22 protein-coding genes are annotated in these 24,126 nt (G+C 44.6%); 17 read left to right on the top strand and 5 right to left on the bottom strand.

Going from position 1 to position 24,126, the window contains the following annotated elements:
• The first annotated feature begins 47 nt into the window (after window positions 1-47).
• The 5 genes from rpsA (at window position 48) to pyrF (ending at window position 4,612) form a co-directional block, all read left to right on the top strand.
• The gene (gene rpsA, locus APB76_RS11890) at window positions 48-1,718 is read left to right on the top strand and encodes a 30S ribosomal protein S1 (protein ID WP_049843643.1); all 1,671 of its coding nucleotides are present in this window, start codon (window positions 48-50) and stop codon (window positions 1,716-1,718) included.
• A 212-nt stretch (window positions 1,719-1,930) separates the two neighbouring features.
• Window positions 1,931-2,212 carry an integration host factor subunit beta gene (gene ihfB, locus APB76_RS11885; protein ID WP_049843644.1) on the top strand — a complete coding sequence of 94 codons (282 nt, stop codon included), beginning with the start codon at window positions 1,931-1,933 and terminating at the stop codon, window positions 2,210-2,212.
• Window positions 2,213-2,353: 141 nt separating this feature from the next.
• A complete protein-coding gene (locus tag APB76_RS11880) occupies window positions 2,354-2,632 on the top strand; it encodes a LapA family protein (RefSeq protein WP_049843645.1) in 279 nt (92 codons plus the stop codon).
• 27 nt (window positions 2,633-2,659) lie between these two features.
• Window positions 2,660-3,829, top strand: a complete 1,170-nt coding sequence (gene lapB / locus APB76_RS11875; RefSeq protein ID WP_054961566.1) for a lipopolysaccharide assembly protein LapB — start codon at window positions 2,660-2,662, stop codon at window positions 3,827-3,829.
• 87 nt (window positions 3,830-3,916) lie between these two features.
• Window positions 3,917-4,612 (top strand): orotidine-5'-phosphate decarboxylase, encoded by a 696-nt coding sequence (pyrF, locus tag APB76_RS11870; protein WP_054961567.1) that lies wholly within the window; start codon window positions 3,917-3,919, stop codon window positions 4,610-4,612.
• Window positions 4,613-4,682: 70 nt separating this feature from the next.
• On the opposite strand, the gene miaE is transcribed toward pyrF, so the two are convergent.
• Window positions 4,683-5,453: a tRNA isopentenyl-2-thiomethyl-A-37 hydroxylase MiaE gene (miaE, locus tag APB76_RS11865; RefSeq protein WP_054961568.1), complete on the bottom strand. Its 771-nt coding sequence runs from the start codon at window positions 5,451-5,453 to the stop codon at window positions 4,683-4,685.
• A 70-nt stretch (window positions 5,454-5,523) separates the two neighbouring features.
• Window positions 5,524-6,288, bottom strand: coding sequence for a hypothetical protein (locus APB76_RS11860; RefSeq protein ID WP_049843649.1), 765 nt, complete (start codon window positions 6,286-6,288; stop codon window positions 5,524-5,526).
• A 297-nt stretch (window positions 6,289-6,585) separates the two neighbouring features.
• Between APB76_RS11860 and cysB the strand changes: the two genes are divergently transcribed.
• From cysB to APB76_RS11830, 6 genes are all read left to right on the top strand, one after another.
• Window positions 6,586-7,560, top strand: coding sequence for an HTH-type transcriptional regulator CysB (cysB, locus tag APB76_RS11855; protein ID WP_049843650.1), 975 nt, complete (start codon window positions 6,586-6,588; stop codon window positions 7,558-7,560).
• Between the two features lie 45 nt (window positions 7,561-7,605).
• Window positions 7,606-8,799 (top strand): methyltransferase, encoded by a 1,194-nt coding sequence (locus APB76_RS11850; RefSeq protein ID WP_054961569.1) that lies wholly within the window; start codon window positions 7,606-7,608, stop codon window positions 8,797-8,799.
• A gap of 275 nt (window positions 8,800-9,074) precedes the next feature.
• Complete coding sequence (locus tag APB76_RS11845) at window positions 9,075-10,040, top strand: ABC transporter substrate-binding protein (protein WP_054961570.1); 966 nt, start codon at window positions 9,075-9,077, stop codon at window positions 10,038-10,040.
• 72 nt (window positions 10,041-10,112) lie between these two features.
• Window positions 10,113-11,057 carry an ABC transporter permease gene (locus APB76_RS11840; RefSeq protein ID WP_054961571.1) on the top strand — a complete coding sequence of 315 codons (945 nt, stop codon included), beginning with the start codon at window positions 10,113-10,115 and terminating at the stop codon, window positions 11,055-11,057.
• Window positions 11,054-11,848, top strand: a complete 795-nt coding sequence (locus tag APB76_RS11835; protein WP_049843654.1) for an ABC transporter ATP-binding protein — start codon at window positions 11,054-11,056, stop codon at window positions 11,846-11,848. Before APB76_RS11840 ends, APB76_RS11835 begins: the two co-directional genes overlap by 4 nt.
• 124 nt (window positions 11,849-11,972) lie before the next feature.
• The gene (locus APB76_RS11830; RefSeq protein ID WP_054961572.1) at window positions 11,973-13,433 is read left to right on the top strand and encodes a sensor domain-containing diguanylate cyclase; all 1,461 of its coding nucleotides are present in this window, start codon (window positions 11,973-11,975) and stop codon (window positions 13,431-13,433) included.
• Here APB76_RS11830 and dusC read toward each other — a convergent pair.
• Both dusC and APB76_RS23485 read right to left on the bottom strand, forming a co-directional pair.
• On the bottom strand, window positions 13,430-14,380 hold the full coding sequence (gene dusC, locus APB76_RS11825) for a tRNA dihydrouridine(16) synthase DusC (protein WP_054961573.1): 951 nt from the start codon (window positions 14,378-14,380) through the stop codon (window positions 13,430-13,432). The genes APB76_RS11830 and dusC overlap by 4 nt on opposite strands.
• Before the next feature lie 92 nt (window positions 14,381-14,472).
• Entirely contained in the window at window positions 14,473-15,009 is a 537-nt protein-coding gene (locus APB76_RS23485) for a type II secretion system protein (RefSeq protein ID WP_054961574.1), read from the bottom strand.
• 262 nt (window positions 15,010-15,271) lie between these two features.
• Between APB76_RS23485 and APB76_RS11815 the strand changes: the two genes are divergently transcribed.
• The 6 genes from APB76_RS11815 (at window position 15,272) to APB76_RS11790 (ending at window position 22,815) form a co-directional block, all read left to right on the top strand.
• Window positions 15,272-15,886 carry an SEC-C metal-binding domain-containing protein gene (locus APB76_RS11815; RefSeq protein WP_054961575.1) on the top strand — a complete coding sequence of 205 codons (615 nt, stop codon included), beginning with the start codon at window positions 15,272-15,274 and terminating at the stop codon, window positions 15,884-15,886.
• 104 nt (window positions 15,887-15,990) lie between these two features.
• On the top strand, window positions 15,991-16,587 hold the full coding sequence (gene lolA / locus APB76_RS11810) for an outer membrane lipoprotein chaperone LolA (protein WP_054961576.1): 597 nt from the start codon (window positions 15,991-15,993) through the stop codon (window positions 16,585-16,587).
• A 2-nt stretch (window positions 16,588-16,589) separates the two neighbouring features.
• Window positions 16,590-17,936, top strand: a complete 1,347-nt coding sequence (locus APB76_RS11805; RefSeq protein ID WP_054961577.1) for a replication-associated recombination protein A — start codon at window positions 16,590-16,592, stop codon at window positions 17,934-17,936.
• 235 nt (window positions 17,937-18,171) lie between these two features.
• The gene (serS, locus tag APB76_RS11800) at window positions 18,172-19,479 is read left to right on the top strand and encodes a serine--tRNA ligase (RefSeq protein WP_054961578.1); all 1,308 of its coding nucleotides are present in this window, start codon (window positions 18,172-18,174) and stop codon (window positions 19,477-19,479) included.
• Window positions 19,480-19,671: 192 nt separating this feature from the next.
• Window positions 19,672-21,111: a serine protease gene (locus APB76_RS11795; RefSeq protein WP_054961579.1), complete on the top strand. Its 1,440-nt coding sequence runs from the start codon at window positions 19,672-19,674 to the stop codon at window positions 21,109-21,111.
• Window positions 21,112-21,327: 216 nt separating this feature from the next.
• Window positions 21,328-22,815 (top strand): M28 family metallopeptidase, encoded by a 1,488-nt coding sequence (locus APB76_RS11790; RefSeq protein WP_193395084.1) that lies wholly within the window; start codon window positions 21,328-21,330, stop codon window positions 22,813-22,815.
• 60 nt (window positions 22,816-22,875) lie between these two features.
• Here the strand turns inward: APB76_RS11790 and ansA are convergent, their stop codons facing one another.
• Window positions 22,876-23,892, bottom strand: a complete 1,017-nt coding sequence (gene ansA, locus APB76_RS11785; protein ID WP_049843664.1) for an asparaginase — start codon at window positions 23,890-23,892, stop codon at window positions 22,876-22,878.
• Window positions 23,893-24,126: the final 234 nt, after the last annotated feature.

Raw genomic sequence — 24,126 nt, 5'->3', positions numbered from 1 at the left:
ACGCGGTAGGATACCCGTGGACGTTTAATTTATTGAAGATTAAATAAATGACTGAATCTTTTGCTCAACTCTTTGAAGAGTTTCTAAACGAGACTGAATTCCAACAAGGTACTATCGTTAAAGGTACTGTAGTAGCTATCGAGAACGGTTTTGTTCTTGTTGACGCTGGTCTAAAGTCTGAGTCTGCAATCCCTGCTGAACAGTTCAAGAACGCTGCTGGCGAACTTGAAGTTGAAGTTGGTTCTGAAGTAGACGTAGCTCTAGACGCTGTAGAAGACGGTTTCGGTGAGACTCAACTTTCTCGTGAGAAAGCGAAGCGTCACGAAGCTTGGATCGTACTTGAGAAGGCTTACGAAGAAGCTGAAACTGTTGTTGGTATCATCAACGGTAAAGTTAAAGGCGGTTTCACTGTTGAACTAAACGGTATCCGTGCTTTCCTTCCTGGTTCACTAGTAGACGTACGTCCTATCCGTGACACTGCTCACCTAGAAAACAAAGAGCTAGAGTTCAAAGTTATCAAACTTGACCAGAAGCGTAACAACGTAGTTGTTTCTCGTCGTGCAGTAATCGAGTCTGAGAACAGCGTTGAGCGTGATGAGCTTCTAGAAACTCTACAAGAAGGCGCAGAAGTTAAAGGTATCGTTAAGAACCTTACTGACTACGGTGCATTCGTAGACCTAGGTGGCGTTGACGGCCTACTACACATCACTGACATGGCTTGGAAGCGCGTTAAGCACCCTTCTGAGATCGTGAACGTTGGTGACGAGATCCAAGTTAAAGTTCTTAAGTTCGATCGTGAGCGTACTCGCGTATCACTAGGTCTTAAGCAGCTAGGCGAAGATCCATGGGTAGCAATCGCTAAGCGTTACCCAGAAGGTCACAAACTATCTGGTCGCGTTACTAACCTAACTGACTACGGCTGTTTCGTTGAAATCGAAGAAGGCGTTGAAGGTCTAGTACACGTTTCTGAAATGGATTGGACTAACAAGAACATTCACCCATCTAAAGTTGTTAATGTTGGCGACGAAGTTGAGGTTATGGTTCTTGAAATCGACGAAGAGCGTCGTCGTATCTCTCTAGGCCTAAAACAGTGTAAAGCTAACCCATGGCAATCTTTCGCTGAAGCGCAAGCTAAAGGCGACAAAGTTACTGGTAAGATCAAGTCTATCACTGACTTCGGTATCTTCATCGGTCTAGATGGCGGCATCGACGGTCTAGTTCACCTATCTGACATTTCTTGGAATGTTGCTGGTGAAGAAGCGGTACGTGAGTACAAGAAAGGCGACGAAATCTCTGCAGTAGTACTAGCAGTAGATGCTGAGCGTGAGCGTATCTCTCTAGGCGTTAAGCAAATGGAAAACGACCCATTCAATGCTTACGTTGCAGAGAAGAAGAAAGGCACTCTAGTTAACGGTACTGTTGTTGCTGTTGACGCTAAAGGTGCAACTATCGAGCTTGAAGAAGGCGTAGAAGGTTACATCCGCGCTTCTGAAGTTTCTCGTGACCGCGTAGAAGACGCTTCTCTAATCCTAAGCGCTGGTGACAGTGTTGAAGCTAAGTTCACAGGTGTAGACCGTAAGAACCGCGTAATCAACCTATCTATCAAAGCTAAAGACGAAGCTGAAGAGCAAGAAGCAATGGCTTCACTGAACAAAGCAGACGATGCTTCATTCGGTAACGCTATGGCTGACGCTTTCAAAGCAGCTAAAAGCGAATAATTAAATCGCTTTTAAGAATAAAGGAGCCGAAAGGCTCCTTTTTTATGCTAGAAAGTTGACTAGTAGTAATACCAATCTCTTCAAAGCGTTCTAAAAAAAGCAATTTTTCACTACACATATTGCTCAATTATTGTCTAAAATTGAAAGCAAGTGTTTGTTGGAACTGGTATTACTTACTATAATAAGTGATAAATTACTCTACGAGGGCAACTATGACTAAGTCTGAATTGATTGAAAGACTGTGCGCTGAACAAACGCACCTTTCAGCGAAAGAGATAGAAGATGCTGTAAAAGATATTTTGGAGCATATGGCATCGACACTAGAAAATGGTGACAGAATCGAGATTCGTGGCTTCGGTAGCTTCTCTTTACACTTCCGCGAACCTCGTGTTGGCCGTAATCCAAAAACAGGCGATAAAGTGGAGCTTGAAGGGAAATTTGTCCCTCATTTCAAACCTGGTAAAGAGCTGCGAGAGCGCGTTAATCTCGGCTAGTTCATTGTAAAAGACTGATAAAAAAGCGGCATACAGAGCGTATGCCGCTTTTTTATCATTGGAATTACAGAGATAACCATGGTTTGTTTGTAGCTTTTACTGCATAATCGTATCGGCAGAACTTATCTTAGGTGATGGACTATGAAAATTATAAAAATCGTTCTTGTGCTGGCCCTATTTTTAATTGCATTGGCATTAGGCTCTCAGAATCAGGCAATCGTCAACTTCAACTACCTTATTGCGCAAGGTGATTTCCATCTATCGACGCTGCTAGGTGGTGTATTTGTAGTTGGGTTCGCACTGGCGTGGCTGATTTTTGGCAGTTTGCACCTGAAGTCTAAATTGCAGGTTCGTAAATTAAAGAAGCAGCTAAACAAGCTTTCTCCTCCAGTGAGTGAAGCTAATCAAGGTAAAGCTTAAATCGGTATCTAGGTAGGCTGTTACTCGATGTTAGAAATTCTCTTCTTGTTATTGCCAATTGCCGCCGCTTATGGCTGGTACATGGGTAATCGTAGTGCCCAGCAAGACAAGCAGAAACAATCAAATCAGATTTCACGTCAATATGTGACGGGTTTGAACCTTCTCTTGTCAGATCAATCTGACAAAGCGGTTGATCATTTTATCGAACTTCTTCAAGTCGATAATGAAACGATCGATACGCACCTCGCGCTCGGCAATCTATTCCGCTCTAGAGGCGAAGTCGATCGTGCAATTCGTATTCACCAAAACTTAATCTCTCGTTCTGGTCTGACTATCGATCAGAAAAATATCGCTTTGCAGCAACTTGCGAAAGATTATATGGCATCTGGGTTTTTAGACCGTGCTGAAAAAATCTTTGAACAGTTGGTTGAAGAGCCGGATCATCGTGAGGGTGCACTGCAACAGCTTGTCGCAATCTATCAGCAGACTAGAGAATGGAACAAAGCGATTCACTACGCCTCTCTGCTGGTCAAGATGGGTCGCAAGAGGATGCGTACTAGCATAGGTCACTTTTGGTGTGAGCTTGCGATGCAGGAAAAAGCTGATGGACACCATGCCGACGCAATGCACAATTTTAAACGTGCGCTGTCAGAAGACCCTAAATGTGTTCGCGCTAGCATTGCACTAGGCAAGCTGTATCTTGACGAAGAAGATTACAAGAGCACCATCAAGTATATGGAGATGGTGTTAGAGCAAGATAGTGATTTCGTCAGTGAGGTATTACCCACTTTGGCCGAGTGTTATCACCATCTTGGGCAAGAAGATGAGCTGCTAAACTTTTTACGCCAGTGTATCGTCAATAAGGCGGGAGTATCTGCAGAATTGATGCTGGCACAACTTGTTGCGCAGCATGATGGTGCCGGAGCTGCTCAAGAGTTATTAACTCGTCAACTGGTTAAGAACCCGACCATGAAAGGTTTCTACCGCTTGATGGACTATCATTTAGCTGAGGCTGAAGAAGGTAGAGCTAAGGCTAGCCTTGGTACATTACAAAAGCTGGTTGGGGAGCAACTCAAAGTTAAGCCTCATTATCGCTGCCGTAAGTGTGGCTTCTCGACTCATTCGATGTATTGGCATTGTCCTTCCTGTAAAGGGTGGGGGACGATTAAGCCAATCCGAGGATTGGACGGTGAATAATTTTTCGCATGGGCAATCCCATCACAAAATGGCAGCGGTGATCCCGCTGCTTTTTTTCGATTTGTTTAAAGTAAGTTAGGAGATGAAATGATCGACCAAAAAGTAATAGTTGCACTTGATTATGATAACCAAGCCGATGCACTCGCTTTTGTTGATAGAATTGACCCAAGCTCATGCCGCTTAAAAGTTGGCAAAGAGATGTTTACACTATTTGGTCCTGATTTCGTCAAGCAACTGCACAAGCGTGGTTTTTCAGTCTTTCTTGATCTTAAGTTCCACGATATTCCAAATACCTGTTCAAAGGCGGTGCGCGCAGCAGCAGAACTAGGCGTATGGATGGTTAACGTTCATGCAAGTGGTGGTGAACGAATGATGACAGCATCACGCGAAATTCTAGAGCCTTACGGTAAAGATCGTCCACTACTGATTGGTGTGACTGTGCTAACCAGTATGGAGCAGAGCGACTTGGCGGGTATTGGCCTTAACATTCAGCCACAAGAGCAAGTCATTCGTCTGGCTAATCTAACCAAAAACTCAGGTTTAGATGGTGTGGTTTGCTCGGCGCAGGAAGCGTCAATGTTAAAAGCTGAGCTAGGTAGCGAGTTCAAATTAGTAACACCAGGTATTCGCCCTGCGGGTGCTGCTGTTGGTGACCAAAAACGTATTATGACACCTGTCGATGCAGTCCAAGCAGGTTCAGATTACTTAGTGATTGGTCGTCCGATTACTCAAGCGGAAGACCCTGCCGCAGTACTAGCAGAAATCAACGCCACATTAGTGTAACCTTTCCCAGGCGAAGCAAAGGCCGGTTTGATACTGGCCTTTGTCGTTTCTATGCTACGAGGTAAGTCGTTTATGCTGGAATTCCGCTATGAAACTTAAAATCGCTATCTGGTGACGAAATCAACTCTGCTTCTAGTTTTCCAAAGTAGTCAATGCGTTCACTGATATTTTCACCTGCAATCTCTTCAGCGAGAGTCAGGTAGTCTTGATAGTGACGTGCTTCTGAGCGTAATAAAGAAATATAGAATTTAGCGATATCTTCATCCATATGCGGTGCAAGCTTAGCAAAGCGTTCACAAGAGCGAGCTTCTATGTATGCGCCAATTATCAGCTTGTCGATGAGCGTCTGTGGCTCATGGGTTGCCATGTTACTGATCAGCCCTTTGGCGTAACGGCTCGCTTGCACCGGCTCGTAGGTGATACCACGATTGTCCATGATTTCAAGTACTTGATAAAAGTGGTGTAGCTCTTCTTTAATCAATAAAACCATTTTGTCGATAAGATCTTGGCTATATAGCGAATCAGATTTTGCCATAATCGCTTTAGAGATATTACTTTTGCCCTTTAGCGTATCTAAATTGCCAGTTTTTCGGTAGGCGAAGTCTTCATAGGGTTTAAACCAATCAAGCAGGTTATGCGCACTTTGTTTGTCTACCGCGTATTTGCGGATCAGATACATTGCAGACTGGCCTGCCTTTAGCTCACATAGTAGATGGTCTATAAGGACTACTTTTAGGTTCTCAGGCTTGCGCGCTTCTTCTACCCATTGTTCTGGTGTTGAGCAGTGTAAAAAACCGTTAATAGGCGCCAACAAGCTCTGGTATTGTTCTAGTTCTATCATTTATATTTAACAGTGATTAAAAAGAAAGGCCGCGTTCGCGACCTTTTTGAATACGTTCAGTGGGATTATATTACCACTTTTTCTTTTCACCAAAGAGTGCATCCATATCGTCTTTGCGTTGATCTTCTTCGATTTGATGAAGCTCTTCCGCATTTTTGCTTTGACGTTTGTTTTCTAACTCATCGTACATCGTCTGCAGTTTTTCGCGAGCTTGGGTCGAGTAACTATCGTTCTTCGTACTTAGCGCATCGAGACCTTTCTTCAATAGTTGAATAGCGGTACCTGGCTGACCACGAACAATCGCATCATTCGAACGCTTGATTACGTTCTCTATGTTGATGCGAACTTGGATTGTCTCTAAACGAGCATTTTCTGCCACGTAAGCTTGGGTTTCAAAACGTCCTTTATTATGTTCGCTACGAACGGTGTCGCGAAGTCGTTTCACAAGCTTAAGCATGACAATGGCTTGCTTATCACTGGTTGGAACTTTAAAGCTCGCGCTTTCGCCACCTTTAAAGTTATCTTCGAGCTGTTTGATTTGCTGTTTTACATGTTCGACTCGCTGTTCCAACTGCTTATTCTTTGGGTCGAGTTCGTACATACTTTGCAACGCGTCGAGAATACGGGTATTCAGACACATCAATAGCTCTTTACTATAAGGCATATGATGAGCATGTCCGATAAGCTCTTCGGTCGCATCTATGATCTGTAAATAGCGTGAACTTTCCTGTTTTCTTGCCGTTTCTGCTTTAACTTTATACTGCAGCATAATGTTATAGCCGAGAACCAAGACGAGTAAGATGGCAACTAAAGCTATGATTAAACCAATATTCATAAATTCCGTATCTTATGTTTTTTAATGGCTAGCAGATAAGCATACACGATTCCGCTAAGCTACTGCACCTGTTTTGTATTATCGCCTAATTGATAAAGTTTATTAATGAAAACTCTGATTGCAAAGCTTAATCTGAGTAATTGATTGCAAAATGGGCAATTAAGCGCAAAAACAACCGGCTATTCTTTACCTTAATAGCGTTGGGACTATCAATTTAAAGCTATTGGCGTTATAACTAAATATTATAAACCATATTTGCTCATCATGGGGCGTCGATAAGGGATTGCGAGGTCAAGAATGAAATTACAACAATTGAAGTATATTGTTGAGGTTGTTAACCATAACCTAAATGTATCTGCAACCGCAGAGAGCCTATACACCTCGCAACCAGGTATTAGTAAGCAAGTTCGCTTATTAGAAGACGAACTCGGTATTCAAATATTTGAGCGTAGTGGCAAGCACTTAACTCAAGTGACAGGAGCGGGTGAAGATATTATCCGCATTTCTCAGGAAATTTTAGCCCGCGTAGAAAGTATCAAAGCTGTTGCCGGTGAACATACTCATCCTGAGATGGGTACCTTAAACATTTCAACGACTCATACGCAGGCTCGTTATGCGCTGCCTGACGTGATCAAAGGCTTTACTGCGCGCTACCCGAAGGTGTCGCTGCACATGCACCAAGGTACACCTTCACAAATGTCCGAAGCAATAGCCAAGGGTACGGCCAACTTTGCCATTGCCACTGAAGCGTTGCATTTATACCAAGATGCGATCATGCTGCCTTGTTATCACTGGAATCGCTCGATCGTTGTACCTAAGTCGCACCCATTGGCTCAGAAAGAGAAAGTGACGATTCAAGATCTGGCTAGCTATCCTCTGGTGACCTATGTGTTTGGATTTACTGGGCGCTCAGAGTTAGACACGGCATTTAACAAATATGGCTTAACACCAAGAGTCGTCTTTACTGCAACCGACGCTGACGTGATTAAAACGTATGTGCGCATGGGAATAGGTGTTGGTGTGATTGCGAGTATGGCGATTGACCAAGAGCAAGACACTGACTTAGTTGCGATTGATGCAAGCCACATCTTTGGTGCAAGTACCACAAGTATTGGATTTAGGCGTGGTACCTTCTTACGCTCCTACATGTTTGATTTTATGGAAAGATTTGCACCACATTTGACACGACCTGTCGTCGAGCAAGCTTTGTCATTGAAATCAAACGCTGAGATCGACGAAATGTTTAAAGATATCGATTTACCAGTACGCTAGCATCTCAGTAGGCTTCCCTCTAAAATACTCGTTTAGGGGGAAGCCATGTTAAACCAATTCCAATCACTCAATCGATTCTTGAGTGAATATCAAGCCTACTGGCGCTTTGAGCCATTTTTCTTATCTGATCAGCATACGCTGCCTTGGCTCAATCAAAACCCAGCCTTATGTCGTTGGTTGGAGAGTCTTTCCCCAGAGCAAATTGCATCCTACAAACAGAACAACATTCTGCTGCTTAGCGACATGTCCCATTATGTACCGTGCATCAAGCAGGTTGAAGCGTGGACGACATTACCAAAGTTGGATATTAAAGGTCTCAAGCTAGCACGAGGTGTTGAAAGTGGCGTTCCCGGGCGTAAGCTAGAACAAATCCTCTCTATGGGAGAAGCCGCTATCATCAATCATCATGGTAGTGAGTGGCTTGAGTGGTGTTCAGGTAAAGGTTTTCTAGGTAGGATTCTTGCGAGCCAGACTCAGCAAAAAGTCACCAGCTTTGAATATCAGCACGCGCTTTGTCAGTCTGGTCAACAAGAAGCTGACAAACAAGGTTTATCGATGCATTTTGTCCAAGGGGATGCACTCAGTGAGCAGGCGGAAGATGCATTAAACAGAGAGCAGCATGCCGTAGCGCTGCATGCTTGTGGCGATCTGCATGTTTCTCTGCTCCATCATGCCACGAGTAAACAACTTCCTGCTATTACGCTATCACCATGTTGTTATCATTTGATCAGTAACGAAAGCTATCAGGCTCTGTCCAAACAGGGGAAAGCTTCCACACTCGCACTAACTCGCCAAGAGCTTAGAATCCCTCTACAAGAAACCGTTACTGGTGGAGAAAGGGTCAAACGTCATCGTATGGAAGAGATGACTTATCGACTTGGATTCGACTTACTTGTGCGTGAAGTCACTCAAATTGGCACGTATCAGCCCGTCCCGAGCATTAAAAAATCTCAGTTGGCGGAAGGGTTTGAAGCTTTTTGCCAATGGGCTTGTGAAAAGAAGGCAATCAGCCAGCCTAAGTTAGACTATGCTCGCTATGAGAAATTAGGTCAAATTAGGTATTGGCAGATGGAGCGTATCAGTTTGGTGCAACAACCGTTTCGCCGTGTGTTAGAGCTCTGGCTCGTGCTTGATAAAGCTCTATACCTTCAAGAACAAGGCTATATGGTCACGTTATCAGAGTTTTGTTCTCGAGAGGCGACCCCGCGCAACTTGTTGATTCACGCCGTGAAACAGTAAACAACAACGCGGCTCTCCTTTTGTTGCTTTAATGTTAAAAGTTGCTTTTCTTTTATACAGCATGTTGGTAATAATATTGATGTGCACATAATTTGTGCAGTAACAAAAACACAAAATCTACCCTCACACTACATGATTGCTTATACCAAGTTCAATGAAAAAGCTCACATGCTATGAGCGCTAAGAAAACAACTTCTAGGCAACTGCGTATAAAGCATAGAAGTGGCTAGGTGTTTGAGCTGACAAGGAAGTTGGTATTACATCAAGGAGTTAAGATGAAAGCAGCAAAAGTCATTGCGACCGCCGTTCTCGCAGGTGTCACATTACTCTCATCCACTAGCGTTATGGCGAAGACCGCTAAGGTAGCGGTATCGCAAATCGTTGAGCATCCAGCGTTAGATGCAACACGCCAAGGCTTAATTGATGGTTTGAAAGCCAAAGGTTATGAGCAAGGTAAGAACCTAGAGTTTGACTATAAAACGGCGCAAGGTAATCCGGCGATAGCAGTACAGATTGCGCGCCAATTTGTTGGTGAGAAACCAGATGTATTGGTTGGTATTGCAACACCAACTGCGCAGGCTCTTGTTTCTGCAACACGCTCTATTCCTGTTGTATTTACCGCCGTGACCGACCCTGTGGGCGCGAAGTTAGTTAAACAACTAGAGCAACCGGGCAAAAACGTAACAGGCCTTTCTGACTTATCTCCAGTCAGCCAGCATGTTGAATTGATCAAAGAGATTTTACCAAGCACTAAATCAATCGGGGTAGTCTTTAATCCAGGAGAAGCCAACGCGGTGACTCTAGTTGAGCTACTTAAACAGAGTGCAGCAGAGCAAGGTATTCAAGTAATTGAAGCGACGGCTCTGAAAAGTGCTGATGTCCAATCTGCCACTCAAGCAATTGCCGCGAAGTCAGACGTCATCTACGCCCCAACGGACAACACAGTTGCCAGTGCCATAGAAGGTATGATTGTAGCGGCAAATCAAGCTAAGACACCAGTGCTTGGCGGCGCTACTTCTTATGTTGAGAAAGGGGCTATTGCGAGCCTTGGCTTTGACTACTATCAAGTTGGGGTTCAAACTGCAGATTATGTTGCTGCTATCCTAGAAGGTTCTAATCCTGGTTCATTAGATGTAAAAGTGGCTAAGGGTTCTGACCTTGTCGTTAACAAAACCGCTGCTACTAAGTTAGGTGTCGCTATTCCTCAATCAGTTCTAGATCGTGCCACAAGCGTAAAATAAACCATAGCCTCAAGTACGCATTTACATCGCATGCTTGAGGTGTTTTGATCTTTAGCAGAAAAGGGAGTTGGTATGTCTGCTTTTGCATTTTTTGGCGCTTTGGAAATTGGCTTATTGTATGGTCTTGTTGCTTTAGGCGTCTATCTCACGTTCCGTGTTCTTGATTTTCCTGATTTGAGTGTTGATGGCAGCTTCCCTATGGGAGCGGCTGTGGCGGCAACCGCGATTGTGGCTGGTATTAATCCTTGGATTGCAACATTTATGGCGATTCTAGCTGGGGCGGCCACAGGTTGGGTGACGGCATTTCTTGCCGTGCGTTGTGGTATTCTTCACTTGCTCGCTTCCATTCTCACCATGATTGCTGCCTTCTCGATCAACATAAGAATAATGGGGAGACCCAACGTCGCGTTGTTAGGAGAACAGACCATCCTAACTCCTTTTGAAACCATCGGTGACCCTATGCTGATTCGCCCTTTGATCGTAGGTATATTGGTATTGATTTCAGGGTGGCTAGTGGTAAGGCTTCTTAACAGTGATTTTGGGTTAGGGCTTCGTGCTACGGGTGTGAATGCGCGTATGGTATCGGCTCAAGGCGCCAGCACGGCATTCTACACTTACTTTGGTTTGGCGCTCTCTAACGGGTTCGTTGGCTTTGCCGGTGCTTTGTTCGCTCAAACCAATAGTTTTGCCGATGTGACGTCTGGCGTTGGTACTATAGTGGTTGGCTTAGCTGCGGTAATCTTAGGCCAAACCTTAATCCCGGGGCGGAAGATCTGGGTCGCGGTTGTCGCCGTGATTGTCGGTTCAGTATTGTACCGTTTAGCGGTCGCCTTTGCCCTAAGTAGTGGCATGTTTGGCCTCCAAGCCTCTGATCTAAATTTGGTCACTGCCGTATTAGTCGCGATTGCTCTTATCGCACCGAAAATCAAAGGTAATCTCAAGTCAAAAAAGCATAGTCTTCCTGCCAGTAATCAAGAGAAATTAAAGCAGGAAAAAGAGTCAGGAGATGTAGCATGATTCGTTTGGAAGATATTCAAGTGACTTTTAACCCCGGCACTATCCTAGAAAACAAGGCGCTGCGAGGAGTAACTTTAGAAGTCCCGCAACATGAGTTTTTGACGGTGATAGGCTCCAATGGAGCAGGAAAATCAACCCTGCTGGGGGCGGTGACGGGAGAAACTCCGATGGTTGGCGGTAGCGTAATCATTGACGATCTCGATGTGACTAAACGTAGTGTTGACCAACGAGCACAGCAATGTGCGCGTGTATTCCAAGATCCCTTAGCTGGAACGTGTGGTGATTTGACGATCGAAGAGAACATGGCACTAGCCTATATGCGTGGAAAAAAACGTGGCTGGGGTTTGTCTCTAACGGCAAAACGTCGCAAGTTGTTCCAAGATCGAATCAGCATTTTAGGCTTAGGGCTAGAAGATAGACTGGGAGACAGCATTGGGCTGCTTTCTGGAGGGCAACGTCAAGCCGTGAGTTTAGTTATGGCGACATTGTCAGATAGCAAGCTACTATTGCTTGATGAGCATACTGCCGCGCTAGACCCTCGCATGGCGGCATTTATTATCGACTTAACCAAGAAAATCGTTGCGGAGTTCAACTTGACCGTAATGATGGTTACTCACTCAATGAAAGATGCGTTGGCATGCGGAGATCGCACCGTTATGCTCCATCAAGGTGAGATTGTGCTTGATGTCTCAGGTGAACAACGTGCCAATATGCAGGTGCCTGATTTACTAGAAATGTTTACAAAAGTTCGGGGAGAAGAGCTAGCAGATGACAGCTTGCTACTAAATTAGTATTTACTGACAGTTGTCAATCAACTTATGATGCCGACTGGTGACACTAATTACCTTATAAGCCTATCGACTGTATACCAGTGCTGATAGGCTTTTAAATTTACATTTTAGAGTGAGAAGTGGGATGCAGGTAAACAGGCATTTCAGTTTAAAGTTTGTCTTCTTGATGCCTTTGGCCATAGCTATTATTGTTTTGGCACTAACGGTAAAGAACTATTACGATTCAGTAAACAGGGATATTGATGATGAGTATGAGCGAATTCATGCGGCGCTATCAAGATCGGCTAAAGTTATCTCGGCACTGGATTACAGTTTCTCTAACTCCTCTAAATCTAACTATATTTTGTTGGTTGAACACAATCGCCAGGTGAAAGGTGAGCTATGCCAAATGTGGCCTATTGATGCAGCCTTACTGTCTGATGGACGCGACCAAGAAATCCCAGCAGTAGACATCAATTATATGTTGGTTGGAGATGCATCTCTCTGTGATCCGCACAGCGATAACTACCAAAGAGTATCAGACCAAGTATCATTGGCACCTATACTCTCTTTTCTTCATGATATCGACACCTATCTATTGGGCATTCATTACATCGATAAAGAGGGCTACATCATGTCCTCTCCTGACACCTACGCCAAAAGCATTACCCTTGAGCTGTTGAACACGCTTAAAGTTCGTCCATTTTGGCACCAGACTGCTCACAACAGAGATTTAGTTACTTTAACGGGCCCAGCACCAATTGCCACCACGAGCGATTTAGTGATGAGCTTGAGCATGCCTGTGTTTAATAACGGTGTTCATCAAGGGATGCTGTCTGTTGATATTGCTTATGATGAGTTACTTGATAGCCAAGGAACACTGGCGGGAAATCTGAGCATTATTGATAGTGCGAGAATTTCGCCACCTCAGAATGCATTCAGGTTAGAAACGATTGATATTGATGGTGTCGTAGGTGAGCACTCGCTGTACTACTTACTTGATTTGCCGAAAGAGATTGGTAATTTTTTTTCGTTTGAGCGTTATAGCTTAATCGTCACTCTATTTATCTACGTTTTCTCGGTCATCGTTCTATTCTTCATTAATACACGAATTGAGCACGGTTACTTTAAAGAGCTTGCCGCTAAAGACCCAATGACGGGTTTACTTAACCGTCGTGGCTTAGAAGACTTTCTGCAAGGTAGAGCCAATGCCTCGTGTGCGGTTTTGTCCGTTCTCGATATTGATGACTTTAAGGCCATCAATGATACTTATGGGCACGATGTTGGGGATCGTGTGATTACCTATATGGCTGAGACTATCTCACTCAGTATTCGTGATAGTGATGCCGCTGCGCGCATTGGCGGAGAAGAGTTCGTAATCTATCTGTCAGGTAACAACATAGAGGCGTTAAAAAACAGTATCAATCGAGTTCACCAGGCGATTTGTTCTCAGGCTCATCAGGCTGTTGAAGGCGGATTTACTGTGTCAGGAGGCGTTGAGGTTATTCAAGGAAACACGCCATGCAGCTTTGATAAGCTATTCAAAGCTGCGGACGAAAAGTTGTATCAGGCGAAAACGAGCGGAAAGAACAAGTTGGTGTTTTAAGCGGCTAGTTTGTCGCGATAGCGAGTGATATGTTCAACAATTGGCGCTGCCGTTGTGAAAGTACGAATCTCTCTAAACAAGGCATCAGCTTGTGGGTATTGGTGGCGTAGGTACGAGAACCATTGTTTAACGCGGTTCGGGTAGTACAGCCCTTTGTCGCCTTTCATCTCATATTGTGAGTAAATCAACAGCAGTTCTACAACTTCGGACCAAGGCATCACGGTGTGATTGTGCTTCACTACCTTACCTAGATTCGGCACGTTAAATGCGCCGCGACATACCATGAGTGAATCAACCCCCGTTGTTTCAATACAAGCTTGGCCGTCTTGGTAATTCCAAATCTCACCATTTGCGATCAATGGAATCGAAAAGCGCTCACGAATTTGGTTAATGTATTCCCATTTTATTTCACTCGCCTTATAACCCCCGGTTTTGGTCCGAGCATGCACTGTTAGCTCATTTGCACCGGCGGATTGGATTGCATCAACAATCTCAAAACAATCTTCAGGGTTATCCCAGCCAAGGCGAATCTTTGCTGTCACTGGAGTGTGTGACGGGACAGCCTCACGGCAAGCTTTAACGACGTTGTGAATCAGCTCTGGGTGCTGTAATAGTGCCGCGCCTCCCTTGCTTTTATTGACTAGTTTAGCAGGGCAGCCGAAGTTTAGGTCGATGCCTTTCGCCCCTAGGTCCGCAGCTTTAATCGCATTTTCTGCCATCCAGTTTGGATCTTGACCTAATAGCTGAATATGCACGGGTACACCAGACTTAGTTTGAGAGCCTTGCTCTAGTTCTGGACACAAGCGATGAAAAACATGGTCTGGGAGGAGTTGATCTACCACACGAACAAACTCAGTGACACATAAGTCATAGTCATTGATGTCGGTTAAAATCTCGCGCATCAAATGGTCTAACACACCCTCCATAGGGCCCAGCACTAATCGCATAAAGCTGCTCTCATAAAATCAGTCTCTAAAATTAAGAGGCGTGATTTTAGAGTGAAGGTCGACAAAAGTCATCTTTAATCGGTCTGCTGGAATTATCGAGGTAGTGTATTATTTCGAATAACTTCGTATGATCCATCTTGCGGAAAATAATTTAGTGTCCAAATCTTGGTATCGTAATCACTGATATTGGATACGTAGTAGTAATAACAAGACGCAGAATCACCCGAACCTCGGTACCAACTGACGATATCAGCATCGGTTGGCAAAATTGGGTCTGTATGTACCTCAACCGTCAGATCGGTATTGAGGAGGTTTTTCCACAGCTCTGGGCAATTTGGGATTGAAGCGGTAGAAGCAATAGTTCTAGGAAAACCTCCGGAAGAAGGTATGACCACGCCATTTGCGTAACCTTTTACTGCGGCGGAAGGTTCTCCTTCGACGAGCCAAATTGAATGGTAAAGTTGCGTTGCACTAGTAAAGGCAGCAAATGCCGTTTTTGCTCGATTAGTATGTGCATCTTCTTGATAGTTAAGAAAGCGTGGCGCAGCAGTGACAGCAAGCACCCCCAAAATAACAATTACTACAATCAACTCAATAAGCGTGAAACCACGGAAATTAGTTTTTCTCATTTTGACTACAACAACCTGTCTGCGAAATGTAACTAAACATTACTACGAGCGCATAATGCACCTAATGAGCAATTTATCCAAGTGAAATAAGTGTAGCAAGAAAAAGGGCTAGTTATTAAGTGCGATAGCTAGCCGTGACGGGAATGTTGTCGAATTACCACAAGGAGAGCTTATCAAATCAGGGAGTAAAGTAACGAAGTGACCCAAAGCCTTGCTTAAGGGTATAATGCGCCCAAACTATTGTGAAAACTAGATTAAGAAAATGAAGTATCAATTATTGAAACTTGCAGGCTCAGTTACTGAAGAGTCCCCTTTGTTCATTGAAGGTTTAACCCTTGCAGCTAATATGGCGACTAAACCTTTAGCACCGGAATCATGGCTACCTTCTGTATTCGCAGATCATGCGGTGCGAATAAAAGCGGATATTGAAATCCATATCAACCAGCAGTATAACTACCTGAAGCGCAACGAATATTCTTTATTGGAGCTGCTAGATGACACCAACCGACGCGAGCAGTTTGCTGATTTTGCAGAAGGTTTTATGACGCTTTGGCCAACGGTCGAAGAGCAGTGGGCACAGCTAAACCTTGGTGATGGTACGCTACGTATGTTGCAAGCATTGCTTACAACACTCATGTTAGCTATTGATGAGGACCAAACTCACCAGCAAATGATAGCGTCGGGAATTGATACTCCACCAACGTTTGAAGAAATGTCGCCTCAGATTGACTTCATGATCTCTGAAGTGGCGCAAGCGGCCGACGAAGCAATGATCGGCGCTAAATCTCAAAACGTAAATCCCTACAAAAATATTGGTCGAAACGACGCGTGTCCTTGTGGAAGTGGTAAAAAGTTCAAGCAGTGCTGCGGCTCTTAACTTGTTGAGTGAGCTAAATCGAACAAAGTTTGCCTTTTTCGGTCAAACTCATTAATCGATCGCGATATAACAGACGCATAAGTGACGAATTAGGAAGAGAACTGATGAAAAAATTTGCCGTATTATTACTGATGAGCTTTTCAGTATTGGCAGCGCCAAAAGACGAGCTTAGCCTCCGCTTACAGAAAAATGAAGGCTTTAGCGCTGATTTTTCTCAGCAATTAATCAGCCCTGAAGGCGACATTGTTATGGAAGGCCAAGGCAATGTTGAAATAGCGCGACCAAGCTTGTTCCGTTGGACCACCACGACACCTGATGAAAACGTGCTGGTGTCTGATGGCAAATCTTTGTGGTATTACAGCCCATTTATCGAGCAAGTGAGTATCTACTGGCAAGAACAAGCGACAGAACAAACGCCATTTGTACTGCTCACACGTAACCGAGCTAGCGACTGGGACAATTATCAAGTTGAGCAGCAAGGCGATACTTTTACCCTAACCCCAACTGCAGCCGATTCTAATCAAGGTCAGTTCAAGCTGAAAATTGATGCCAAAGGTGCAGTGCAAGGTTTTAGTGTTGTAGAGCAAGACGGCCAGCAAAGTAACTTTGTGTTTAACAATATTGATCTTAACAAGCCTAAGGCTGAGCGATTTACTTTTGTGGTGCCAAAAGGCGTTGAGGTTGATGACCAAAGGAATTAAGTGTGAGTAACTACTCATTGGATTTTTCTGGGGATGAAGATTTCCGTCCCCTTGCCGCACGAATGCGCCCGGAAACGTTAGAACAGTATATTGGTCAGCAACATATTCTCAGTCAAGGTAAGCCACTTAGGCGAGCGTTAGAGGCAGGGCATATTCACTCAATGATACTTTGGGGGCCTCCTGGCACGGGGAAAACGACACTTGCGGAAGTTGCGGCCAATTATGCCAATGCAGAAGTTGAGCGGGTCTCAGCAGTGACATCTGGCGTTAAAGAGATTCGGGCGGCAATAGAAAAAGCTCGCGAAAATAAATTGGGTGGCCGTCGGACGATCCTGTTTGTCGATGAAGTCCATCGCTTCAACAAGTCGCAGCAAGATGCCTTTCTTCCCCATATTGAAGATGGCACTGTTACCTTTATAGGGGCGACGACTGAGAACCCCTCATTTGAGTTAAATAATGCACTCTTGTCTCGCGCTAGGGTATATAAGCTCACGTCCTTATCCAAAGAAGAAATTCACTTAGCTTTGCAGCAAGCAATATCGGACTCGGAGCGTGGTTTAGGCAAGATACCGGCGAAGTTTGCCGATAACGTTCTCGAAAGACTGGCAGAACTGGTTAATGGTGATGCCCGTATGTCTCTCAACTATCTTGAGCTGCTTTACGATATGGCGCAAGAAGATGATCAAGGCGAAAAAGAGGTTACGTTACAGCTACTGGCTGAGGTTGCTGGGGAAAAAGTCTCTCGCTTTGATAATAAAGGCGACATTTGGTATGACTTAATTTCGGCGGTTCATAAATCGATTCGTGGCTCAAATCCTGACGCCGCGCTCTACTGGTCTGCACGAATGATCGCAGCGGGTTGTGATCCACTTTATATTGCACGCCGATTATTGGCGATTGCTTCAGAAGATATTGGCAATGCCGATCCAAGAGCTATGCAGGTTGCTTTGTCGGCCTGGGATTGCTTTACTCGTGTTGGCCCTGCGGAAGGTGAGCGGGCGATTGCTCAAGCTATTGTGTATCTAGCATGTGCGCCAAAGAGCAATGCGGTTTATACGGCTTGGAAGCAGGCGCTGAGAGACGCGCATAATGAACCTGAGTATGAAGTGCCCCCTCACTTACGTAATGCGCCAACCAATTTAATGAAAGACTTAGGCTATGGCGCGGAGTATCGTTATGCTCATGATGAGCCTGGAGCCTATGCTGCGGGTGAGCGCTATTTACCACCCGAAATGGCACAAACACGTTACTATTATCCAACAAACCGCGGCTTGGAAACCAAAATTGGCGAAAAGTTAGATTACTTGGCTAGTTTAGACGCAAAAAGCCCACAAAAGCGCTATGAATAAGCGCGCATTTTAGATACATTTATCCAATTATCCCTTCATACTTGAAGCCGCAGCTTTGTTAACTGCACCAATTCACCGGAACGTCGGCCGCCCTAATCACATAGAGCACCTATGCTCATAAGGCTGAATTGGTTTGTTGCCGCGCTGCAACTCCAAATATTTGGGGAAATATTTTTTGGCGCTTGAGCAAGATGTTTGAGTGCGATTTCACTATTAAAAAAGCATAGGATTAACAATGCTGGATTCTAAATTACTTCGTACAGAGCTGGATGAAACAGCTGCAAAACTAGCGCGTCGAGGCTTTAAGCTAGACGTAGAGACAATCCGTACACTTGAAGAGCAACGTAAGTCGATTCAAGTAGAAGTTGAAAATTTACAATCCACGCGTAACTCCATCTCCAAGCAAATCGGCCAAAAAATGGCGGCTGGAGACAAAGAGGGTGCAGAAGAAATCAAGAAGCAAATCGGTACTCTAGGTAGCGATCTTGATGCGAAAAAAGCCGAACTTGATGAAGTAATGGCTAAACTTGAAGAAGTTACTCTATCTGTACCTAACCTACCTGCTGATGATGTACCAGAAGGTAAAGACGAAGATGACAACGTTGAAATCTCGCGTTGGGGTGAGCCAAAAGCTTATGATTTTGAGCTGAAAGATCACGTTGATCTTGGTGAGCTTGGCGGTGGTCTAGACTTCGCTAGCGCAACCAAAATCACTGGTGCTCGTTTTATTGTGATGAAAGGTCAGTTTGCGCGTCTACACCGTGCAATCGCTCAGTTTATGCTAGATCTACACACAGATGAGCATGGCTACACAGAAATGTACGTACCTTACCTAGTGAACTCTGACAGCCTATTTGGTACTGGTCAGCTACCTAAATTTGGTAAAGACCTTTTCCACACTGAACCTCTAGAAGAGAAAGTAAACGATGAAGAGCCACGTAAGCTGTCTCTAATCCCTACAGCTGAAGTGCCAGTGACTAATATGGTTCGTGATACTATCTCTGATGAAGCAGATCTACCGCTTAAGATGACGGCCCATACGCCATGTTTCCGTTCCGAAGCTGGTTCTTACGGCCGCGATACTCGCGGTCTGATTCGTATGCACCAGTTTGATAAAGTTGAGCTAGTACAAATCACTAAGCCAGAAGATTCAATGGATGCACTTGAAGAGCTAACTGGTCATGCAGAGAAAGTCCTTCAGCTCCTAGAGCTTCCGTACCGCAAAGTGGTGCTATGTACGGGTGATATGGGCTTCGGTGCGCGTAAGACTTACGATCTAGAAGTTTGGGTTCCTGCTCAAGAGACTTACCGTGAGATCTCTTCATGTTCAAACATGTGGGATTTCCAAGCTCGTCGTATGCAGGCGCGTTTCCGTCGTAAAGGCGAGAAGAAACCTGAGTTAGTGCATACGCTAAACGGCTCAGGTCTAGCGGTTGGTCGTACAATGGTTGCAATTCTAGAGAACAACCAAGAAGCAGATGGCCGTATCGCTATCCCAGTTGTACTGCAGAAGTACATGGGCGGCGCAACGCACATTGGCTAATAGCAAAATTGGTTTTTAAAAGGCGGCTCATGGAGTCGCCTTTTTTATTTCTGTTGTTTCTAATTGATTGATTTAATTTGCTTATTCTTTTTCTGTCAACATAGCTTTACTTTGTATTTAATGTGAAATTGGTTGCTTATTGTGGATTGGCGATTATGTTTTTATGGAACCTTAATCACAAAGGGATACACAATGAAAAATATAATACGCAACGTCATATTGGCTTCATCATGTCTGCTGACACCGACAATCTACGCTCAAGGAGAATTACCCATTATAGCGAAGGAGATTCAGTACTCGCTAACTTCAACTCAGCTTGAATCGACAACCATGAGTATTGAGCACAGTGGGGCGCAGTTTATCAAGCTCCACTTCAAAATGCTTAATCTTCCAAAGGGAACGGCATTAAGAATCAGTTCGAGTGATGGTACAGAAGTCGTTGAATATACTAAGAACCAAAGCAATTGGTTCGCACAGTCAATCTTTGGTGAGAAGACGAGTATCGAGCTTGTCCCAAATCAGCAAGGTGTTATAGGGAAGTTTGAAATTGATTATTACATGGCAGGTGATGAGAGTGTTACTTCTGCATCGGAAGAAGGCGTTTCGACACTTTCTACCTGTGGAGTCAATGAGCGCAAGGACGTTGCTTGCTGGCAAGACTCGCACCCAGATAAGGTGGCTTGGTCGAACCCGGTTGCAAGGCTGCTGATTAATGGGCGCAGTTTGTGTACCGCTTGGCGTGTTGGGCCAGACAATAAGCTCTTCACCAATAACCACTGTGTAAGTTCAGCTTCCGAGTTGAAAAATACCGAAGTGTGGTTCAACTATCAAAGAAGTACGTGTGACGGTTCACTATCAAGCACTGTAAAGGTCATGGGTAATGAACTATTTAGTACCGATTACCAACTTGATTACACGCTGTTTTCTGTAGATGACTTTGCCAAAATTGAGTCATTCGGCTATTTAGGTCTTGATGCTAGCGAACCTGTCTATGGCAATGGTATCTACATTCCTCAACACGGTGCGGGCAACCCGAAAGAGCTGGCGATTGAAAGCGATCAAAATGGGTCAGGTTTATGCCAGATAGATGTCGCTTCAACCAACGGTCGAGGAACTCACACAGACACAGGATACTTGTGTGACACCATTGGTGGCTCTTCGGGTTCTCCGGTTCTCAATACTTCCAACAATAAAGCGATAGCCTTACATCATTTTGGTGGCTGCGAAAATCAGGGCGTAAAAATCAGCAAAATTTGGCCGCAGGTAGCGACATTCTTTAATAATACTTTGCCTGACGGTTCGGTTGTTCAAACCCCACCTAGTATTCAGGAGTTGATTCCAGGAAAAGCGATTACAGATATTACCCTTAACAAGGGCGAGCAAATGATGTTGGTAGTCAAGGCCGCGAATCGAACTTCACCGCTGACTATTGCGATTGATTCAGGGACAGGAGATGCGGATCTTTATGTGCGTTCAGGGGCTGAACCGACGACCAGCGCTTACGATTGCAGACCATACCGATCTGGTAATGACGAGTCATGCTCTGCCTCGATAAGAAGTGAAGACCTGTATGTGATGATACGCGCTTATAGCAGTTTCTCTGGCGTTAAACTAAGCGCTACACAACACTAATTAAACTAGCTAGGGAGTGGTACCGCTCTCTAGCTTTTTTCCTTCCGCTACCCGGCAAATAATAATTGGCATGGCTTATTGATTAATTAGTGACAAATTCACGATACACATGAGAGAAAAGCGAATAGTTCTCACTTCTTGAATATTTATTCTAACTTTGTAGGGCTTATAACCCCTATGGAGAGGATAATGAAATACACAAAAACGCTGTTGGCAATGGCACTTACGACGGCATGTGGCTATGCCTATGCTGAAGATAAAGTCTGGATATCAATTGGTGCCGATGCAGCAGGTACAGTCGCTAAATCGAACGCTGAGTCTATCTTGCCCCATTCGATTGCAAGTAGTGGCGATGTATGGGTCGGTCAAGTCGAAACGGAACAACTGGCCGAGCTTTCGCATAATATGCATGAAGAACACCATCGTTGCGGTGGCTATATGGTTCATGCGTCAGCGCAAAGTGCAATGGCGGCGAGTACAATGCCACAAAGTATTGCGCAGTTTGCGCTTCCTCAGCCGTCACAGCAGTCGACGGTAAACGCATGGCTACCTTTGGTTAGTGCAACACAGTTAACTGACACTATTCGTTCTTTAACCAGTTTTAATAACCGTTTTTATACCACTACTTCAGGAGCACAAGCGTCAGACTGGATTGCTAATGAATGGCGTAGTTTGTCTTCGGTGATGAGCAAGGTTAACGTAGAACAGATATCACACTCAGGTTATAACCAAAAGTCAGTGGTATTAACAATTGAAGGTAGTGAAAAACCCAATGAGTGGGTAGTCGTAGGCGGACATTTAGATTCAACGATTGGCTCACACACAGATGAACATACCATCGCACCTGGGGCTGATGATGATGCCTCTGGAATTGCCAGTGTGAGTGAAATTATCCGAGTACTAGCTGAGAATAATTTCAAACCTAAACGTTCAGTAGCCTTTATGGCTTATGCGGCAGAAGAAGTTGGCTTAAGAGGCTCGCAAGATATCGCCAATAGCTATAAAGCGCAGGGTAAAAACGTTGTTTCGGTCCTTCAGTTGGATATGACCAACTACAAAGGATCGACGGAGGACATCGTATTTATCACCGATTATACCGACAGTAATCTTACTCAGTTTTTGGCTAGTTTGATTGACGAATATCTTCCTTCACTGACTTATGGATATGATCGTTGTGGCTATGCGTGTTCGGATCATGCTTCTTGGCACAAGGCAGGCTATTCCGCTGCCATGCCATTTGAGTCAAAGTTTAATGACTACAACCCTAAGATTCATACTCCGCAAGATACCTTACAAAACTCTGATCCAACGGGAAGTCATGCGGTCAAATTTACTAAGCTTGGCTTATCATATGTGGTTGAGTTAGCTAATGCGGTTGATATAGATCCGCCGGTTGATAATGTACTAAAAGATGGAGTGCCTAAAACTGGGTTATCTGGAGCGCGCTCAAGCCAGCAAAGCTATACATTTGAGCTTACTTCTCAAAAAAGCTTATCTTTTACAACTCAAGGTGGAACAGGAGACGTCGATCTTTATGTGAAGTATGGCTCTGCTGCGTCCAAATCAAATTGGGATTGCCGACCTTATCGCAATGGGAACAGCGAAACATGTCGTTTTAGCCAAGCATCACCTGGGACATACCATGTCATGCTCGACGGTTACAGCGCCTACAATGGCGTAACGTTACAAGCGGTTTCTCAGTAGTTGTGAAAACGAAAAAGCGTCACAACGAGGTGACGCTTTTTCGATTCTAGCTATAGAGATTTAAATACTCATTTCGCCACGCAACACTTGCTGCATTCGTACTTTCACTTGATCGTAGTTTAGTCCTTGACTGAGCAAAAAGTGAAGTTTTGCCAGGGCAGCTTCAGGAGTCATATCGTAGCCACTTATCACTCCAGATTCAGCAAGAGCGCAGCCTGTAGCGTAGCCACCCATGTTGACTTTCCCTGCCAAACACTGAGTTAGGTTTACCACGATGACGCCACGCTCAGAAGCATCTTTCAGGTGTCCAAGTAGCTCGGGATTTTGCGGCGCGTTACCCACACCAAATGTCAGCAGGATCATCGCGTTGACTGGTTGCAGCAAAGTATTGCGAATAACTTCGTGAGAGATTCCTGGATACATTGTAATCACACCAATTGGTTGCGGTGTGATGTCATGAACCTTAAACTCGCCTTCTGGCTTGGCGTCCACCTTAATCTCACTACTGATCTGGATGTTGATACCAGCTTCAAGTAGTGGAGGGAGGTTTGGTGAAGTAAAGGCATTAAAACCGTCAGCGTGGGATTTAGTACTGCGGTTTCCGCGCATCAGTTTGTTATTGAAGAACAGAGTTACTTCATTGATTGGGTAGTTGGCAGCGATGTGTAGAGCGTTGAGTAGGTTTGCCTGACCGTCAGAACGCAGCTCAGCCAAAGGAATCTGTGAGCCAGTAACAATAACGGGTTTACCTAGGTTCTCTAACATGAAAGAGAGCGCCGAAGCGGTGTACGCCATAGTGTCAGTACCATGCAAAATGACGAAACCATCGTACTTGTCGTAATTATTGCGAATATCGTCAGCAATTTGCTGCCAATCTGCTGGTGTCATATCCGATGAGTCGATCAGTGGATCATATTCATGAATGGTAAACTCAGGCATTTCTGGTCGATGGAACTCTGGCATGCTTGCTAGTTGTTTCTCCATGAAGCCAGCGACTGGGACGTAACCGTGATCATGTGACTTTTGCATACCAATGGTACCGCCAGTGTAGGCTATATAAATATGTTTTCTTGCCATTGCTTTGAAACCAGTTAGTTGTAGGGGGAACAGAGCGGAGGATTATATAGCAATCTAAGCCAATAAAAAGGGGGCTTTCGCACGGACTGATTCAAATGACAGTAAATACTCGCCGAAGGCAGACACCTCCTTCTCCATTTAAACTCTGGGCTCTTTAGGTGTGAGCGTATTAAGTCGCAACCTACATCTCGCTCTAAAAGATTTTATCCTGCAGCAAATCTGAATAGACCAATA

This window comes from Vibrio bivalvicida (assembly GCF_001399455.2).
Lineage (GTDB): Bacteria > Pseudomonadota > Gammaproteobacteria > Enterobacterales > Vibrionaceae > Vibrio > Vibrio bivalvicida.
The sequence above is the reverse complement of the archived record's forward strand: the minus strand, read 5'-3'. Positions and strand labels throughout refer to the sequence as shown.

Coding starts and splice junctions, on each gene's coding strand:
- APB76_RS11850 (WP_054961569.1), top strand. CDS start 7,606: ATGTTAAACCAATTCCAATCACTCAATCGATTCTTGAGTGAATATCAA.
- APB76_RS11795 (WP_054961579.1), top strand. CDS start 19,672: ATGAAAAATATAATACGCAACGTCATATTGGCTTCATCATGTCTGCTG.
- APB76_RS11830 (WP_054961572.1), top strand. CDS start 11,973: ATGCAGGTAAACAGGCATTTCAGTTTAAAGTTTGTCTTCTTGATGCCT.
- ansA (WP_049843664.1), bottom strand. CDS start 23,892: ATGGCAAGAAAACATATTTATATAGCCTACACTGGCGGTACCATTGGT.
- APB76_RS23485 (WP_054961574.1), bottom strand. CDS start 15,009: ATGAGAAAAACTAATTTCCGTGGTTTCACGCTTATTGAGTTGATTGTA.
- APB76_RS11815 (WP_054961575.1), top strand. CDS start 15,272: ATGAAGTATCAATTATTGAAACTTGCAGGCTCAGTTACTGAAGAGTCC.
- pyrF (WP_054961567.1), top strand. CDS start 3,917: ATGATCGACCAAAAAGTAATAGTTGCACTTGATTATGATAACCAAGCC.
- cysB (WP_049843650.1), top strand. CDS start 6,586: ATGAAATTACAACAATTGAAGTATATTGTTGAGGTTGTTAACCATAAC.
- APB76_RS11840 (WP_054961571.1), top strand. CDS start 10,113: ATGTCTGCTTTTGCATTTTTTGGCGCTTTGGAAATTGGCTTATTGTAT.
- lolA (WP_054961576.1), top strand. CDS start 15,991: ATGAAAAAATTTGCCGTATTATTACTGATGAGCTTTTCAGTATTGGCA.
- rpsA (WP_049843643.1), top strand. CDS start 48: ATGACTGAATCTTTTGCTCAACTCTTTGAAGAGTTTCTAAACGAGACT.
- lapB (WP_054961566.1), top strand. CDS start 2,660: ATGTTAGAAATTCTCTTCTTGTTATTGCCAATTGCCGCCGCTTATGGC.
- serS (WP_054961578.1), top strand. CDS start 18,172: ATGCTGGATTCTAAATTACTTCGTACAGAGCTGGATGAAACAGCTGCA.
- APB76_RS11835 (WP_049843654.1), top strand. CDS start 11,054: ATGATTCGTTTGGAAGATATTCAAGTGACTTTTAACCCCGGCACTATC.
- dusC (WP_054961573.1), bottom strand. CDS start 14,380: ATGCGATTAGTGCTGGGCCCTATGGAGGGTGTGTTAGACCATTTGATG.
- APB76_RS11845 (WP_054961570.1), top strand. CDS start 9,075: ATGAAAGCAGCAAAAGTCATTGCGACCGCCGTTCTCGCAGGTGTCACA.
- APB76_RS11860 (WP_049843649.1), bottom strand. CDS start 6,288: ATGAATATTGGTTTAATCATAGCTTTAGTTGCCATCTTACTCGTCTTG.
- APB76_RS11880 (WP_049843645.1), top strand. CDS start 2,354: ATGAAAATTATAAAAATCGTTCTTGTGCTGGCCCTATTTTTAATTGCA.
- ihfB (WP_049843644.1), top strand. CDS start 1,931: ATGACTAAGTCTGAATTGATTGAAAGACTGTGCGCTGAACAAACGCAC.
- APB76_RS11790 (WP_193395084.1), top strand. CDS start 21,328: ATGGCACTTACGACGGCATGTGGCTATGCCTATGCTGAAGATAAAGTC.
- miaE (WP_054961568.1), bottom strand. CDS start 5,453: ATGATAGAACTAGAACAATACCAGAGCTTGTTGGCGCCTATTAACGGT.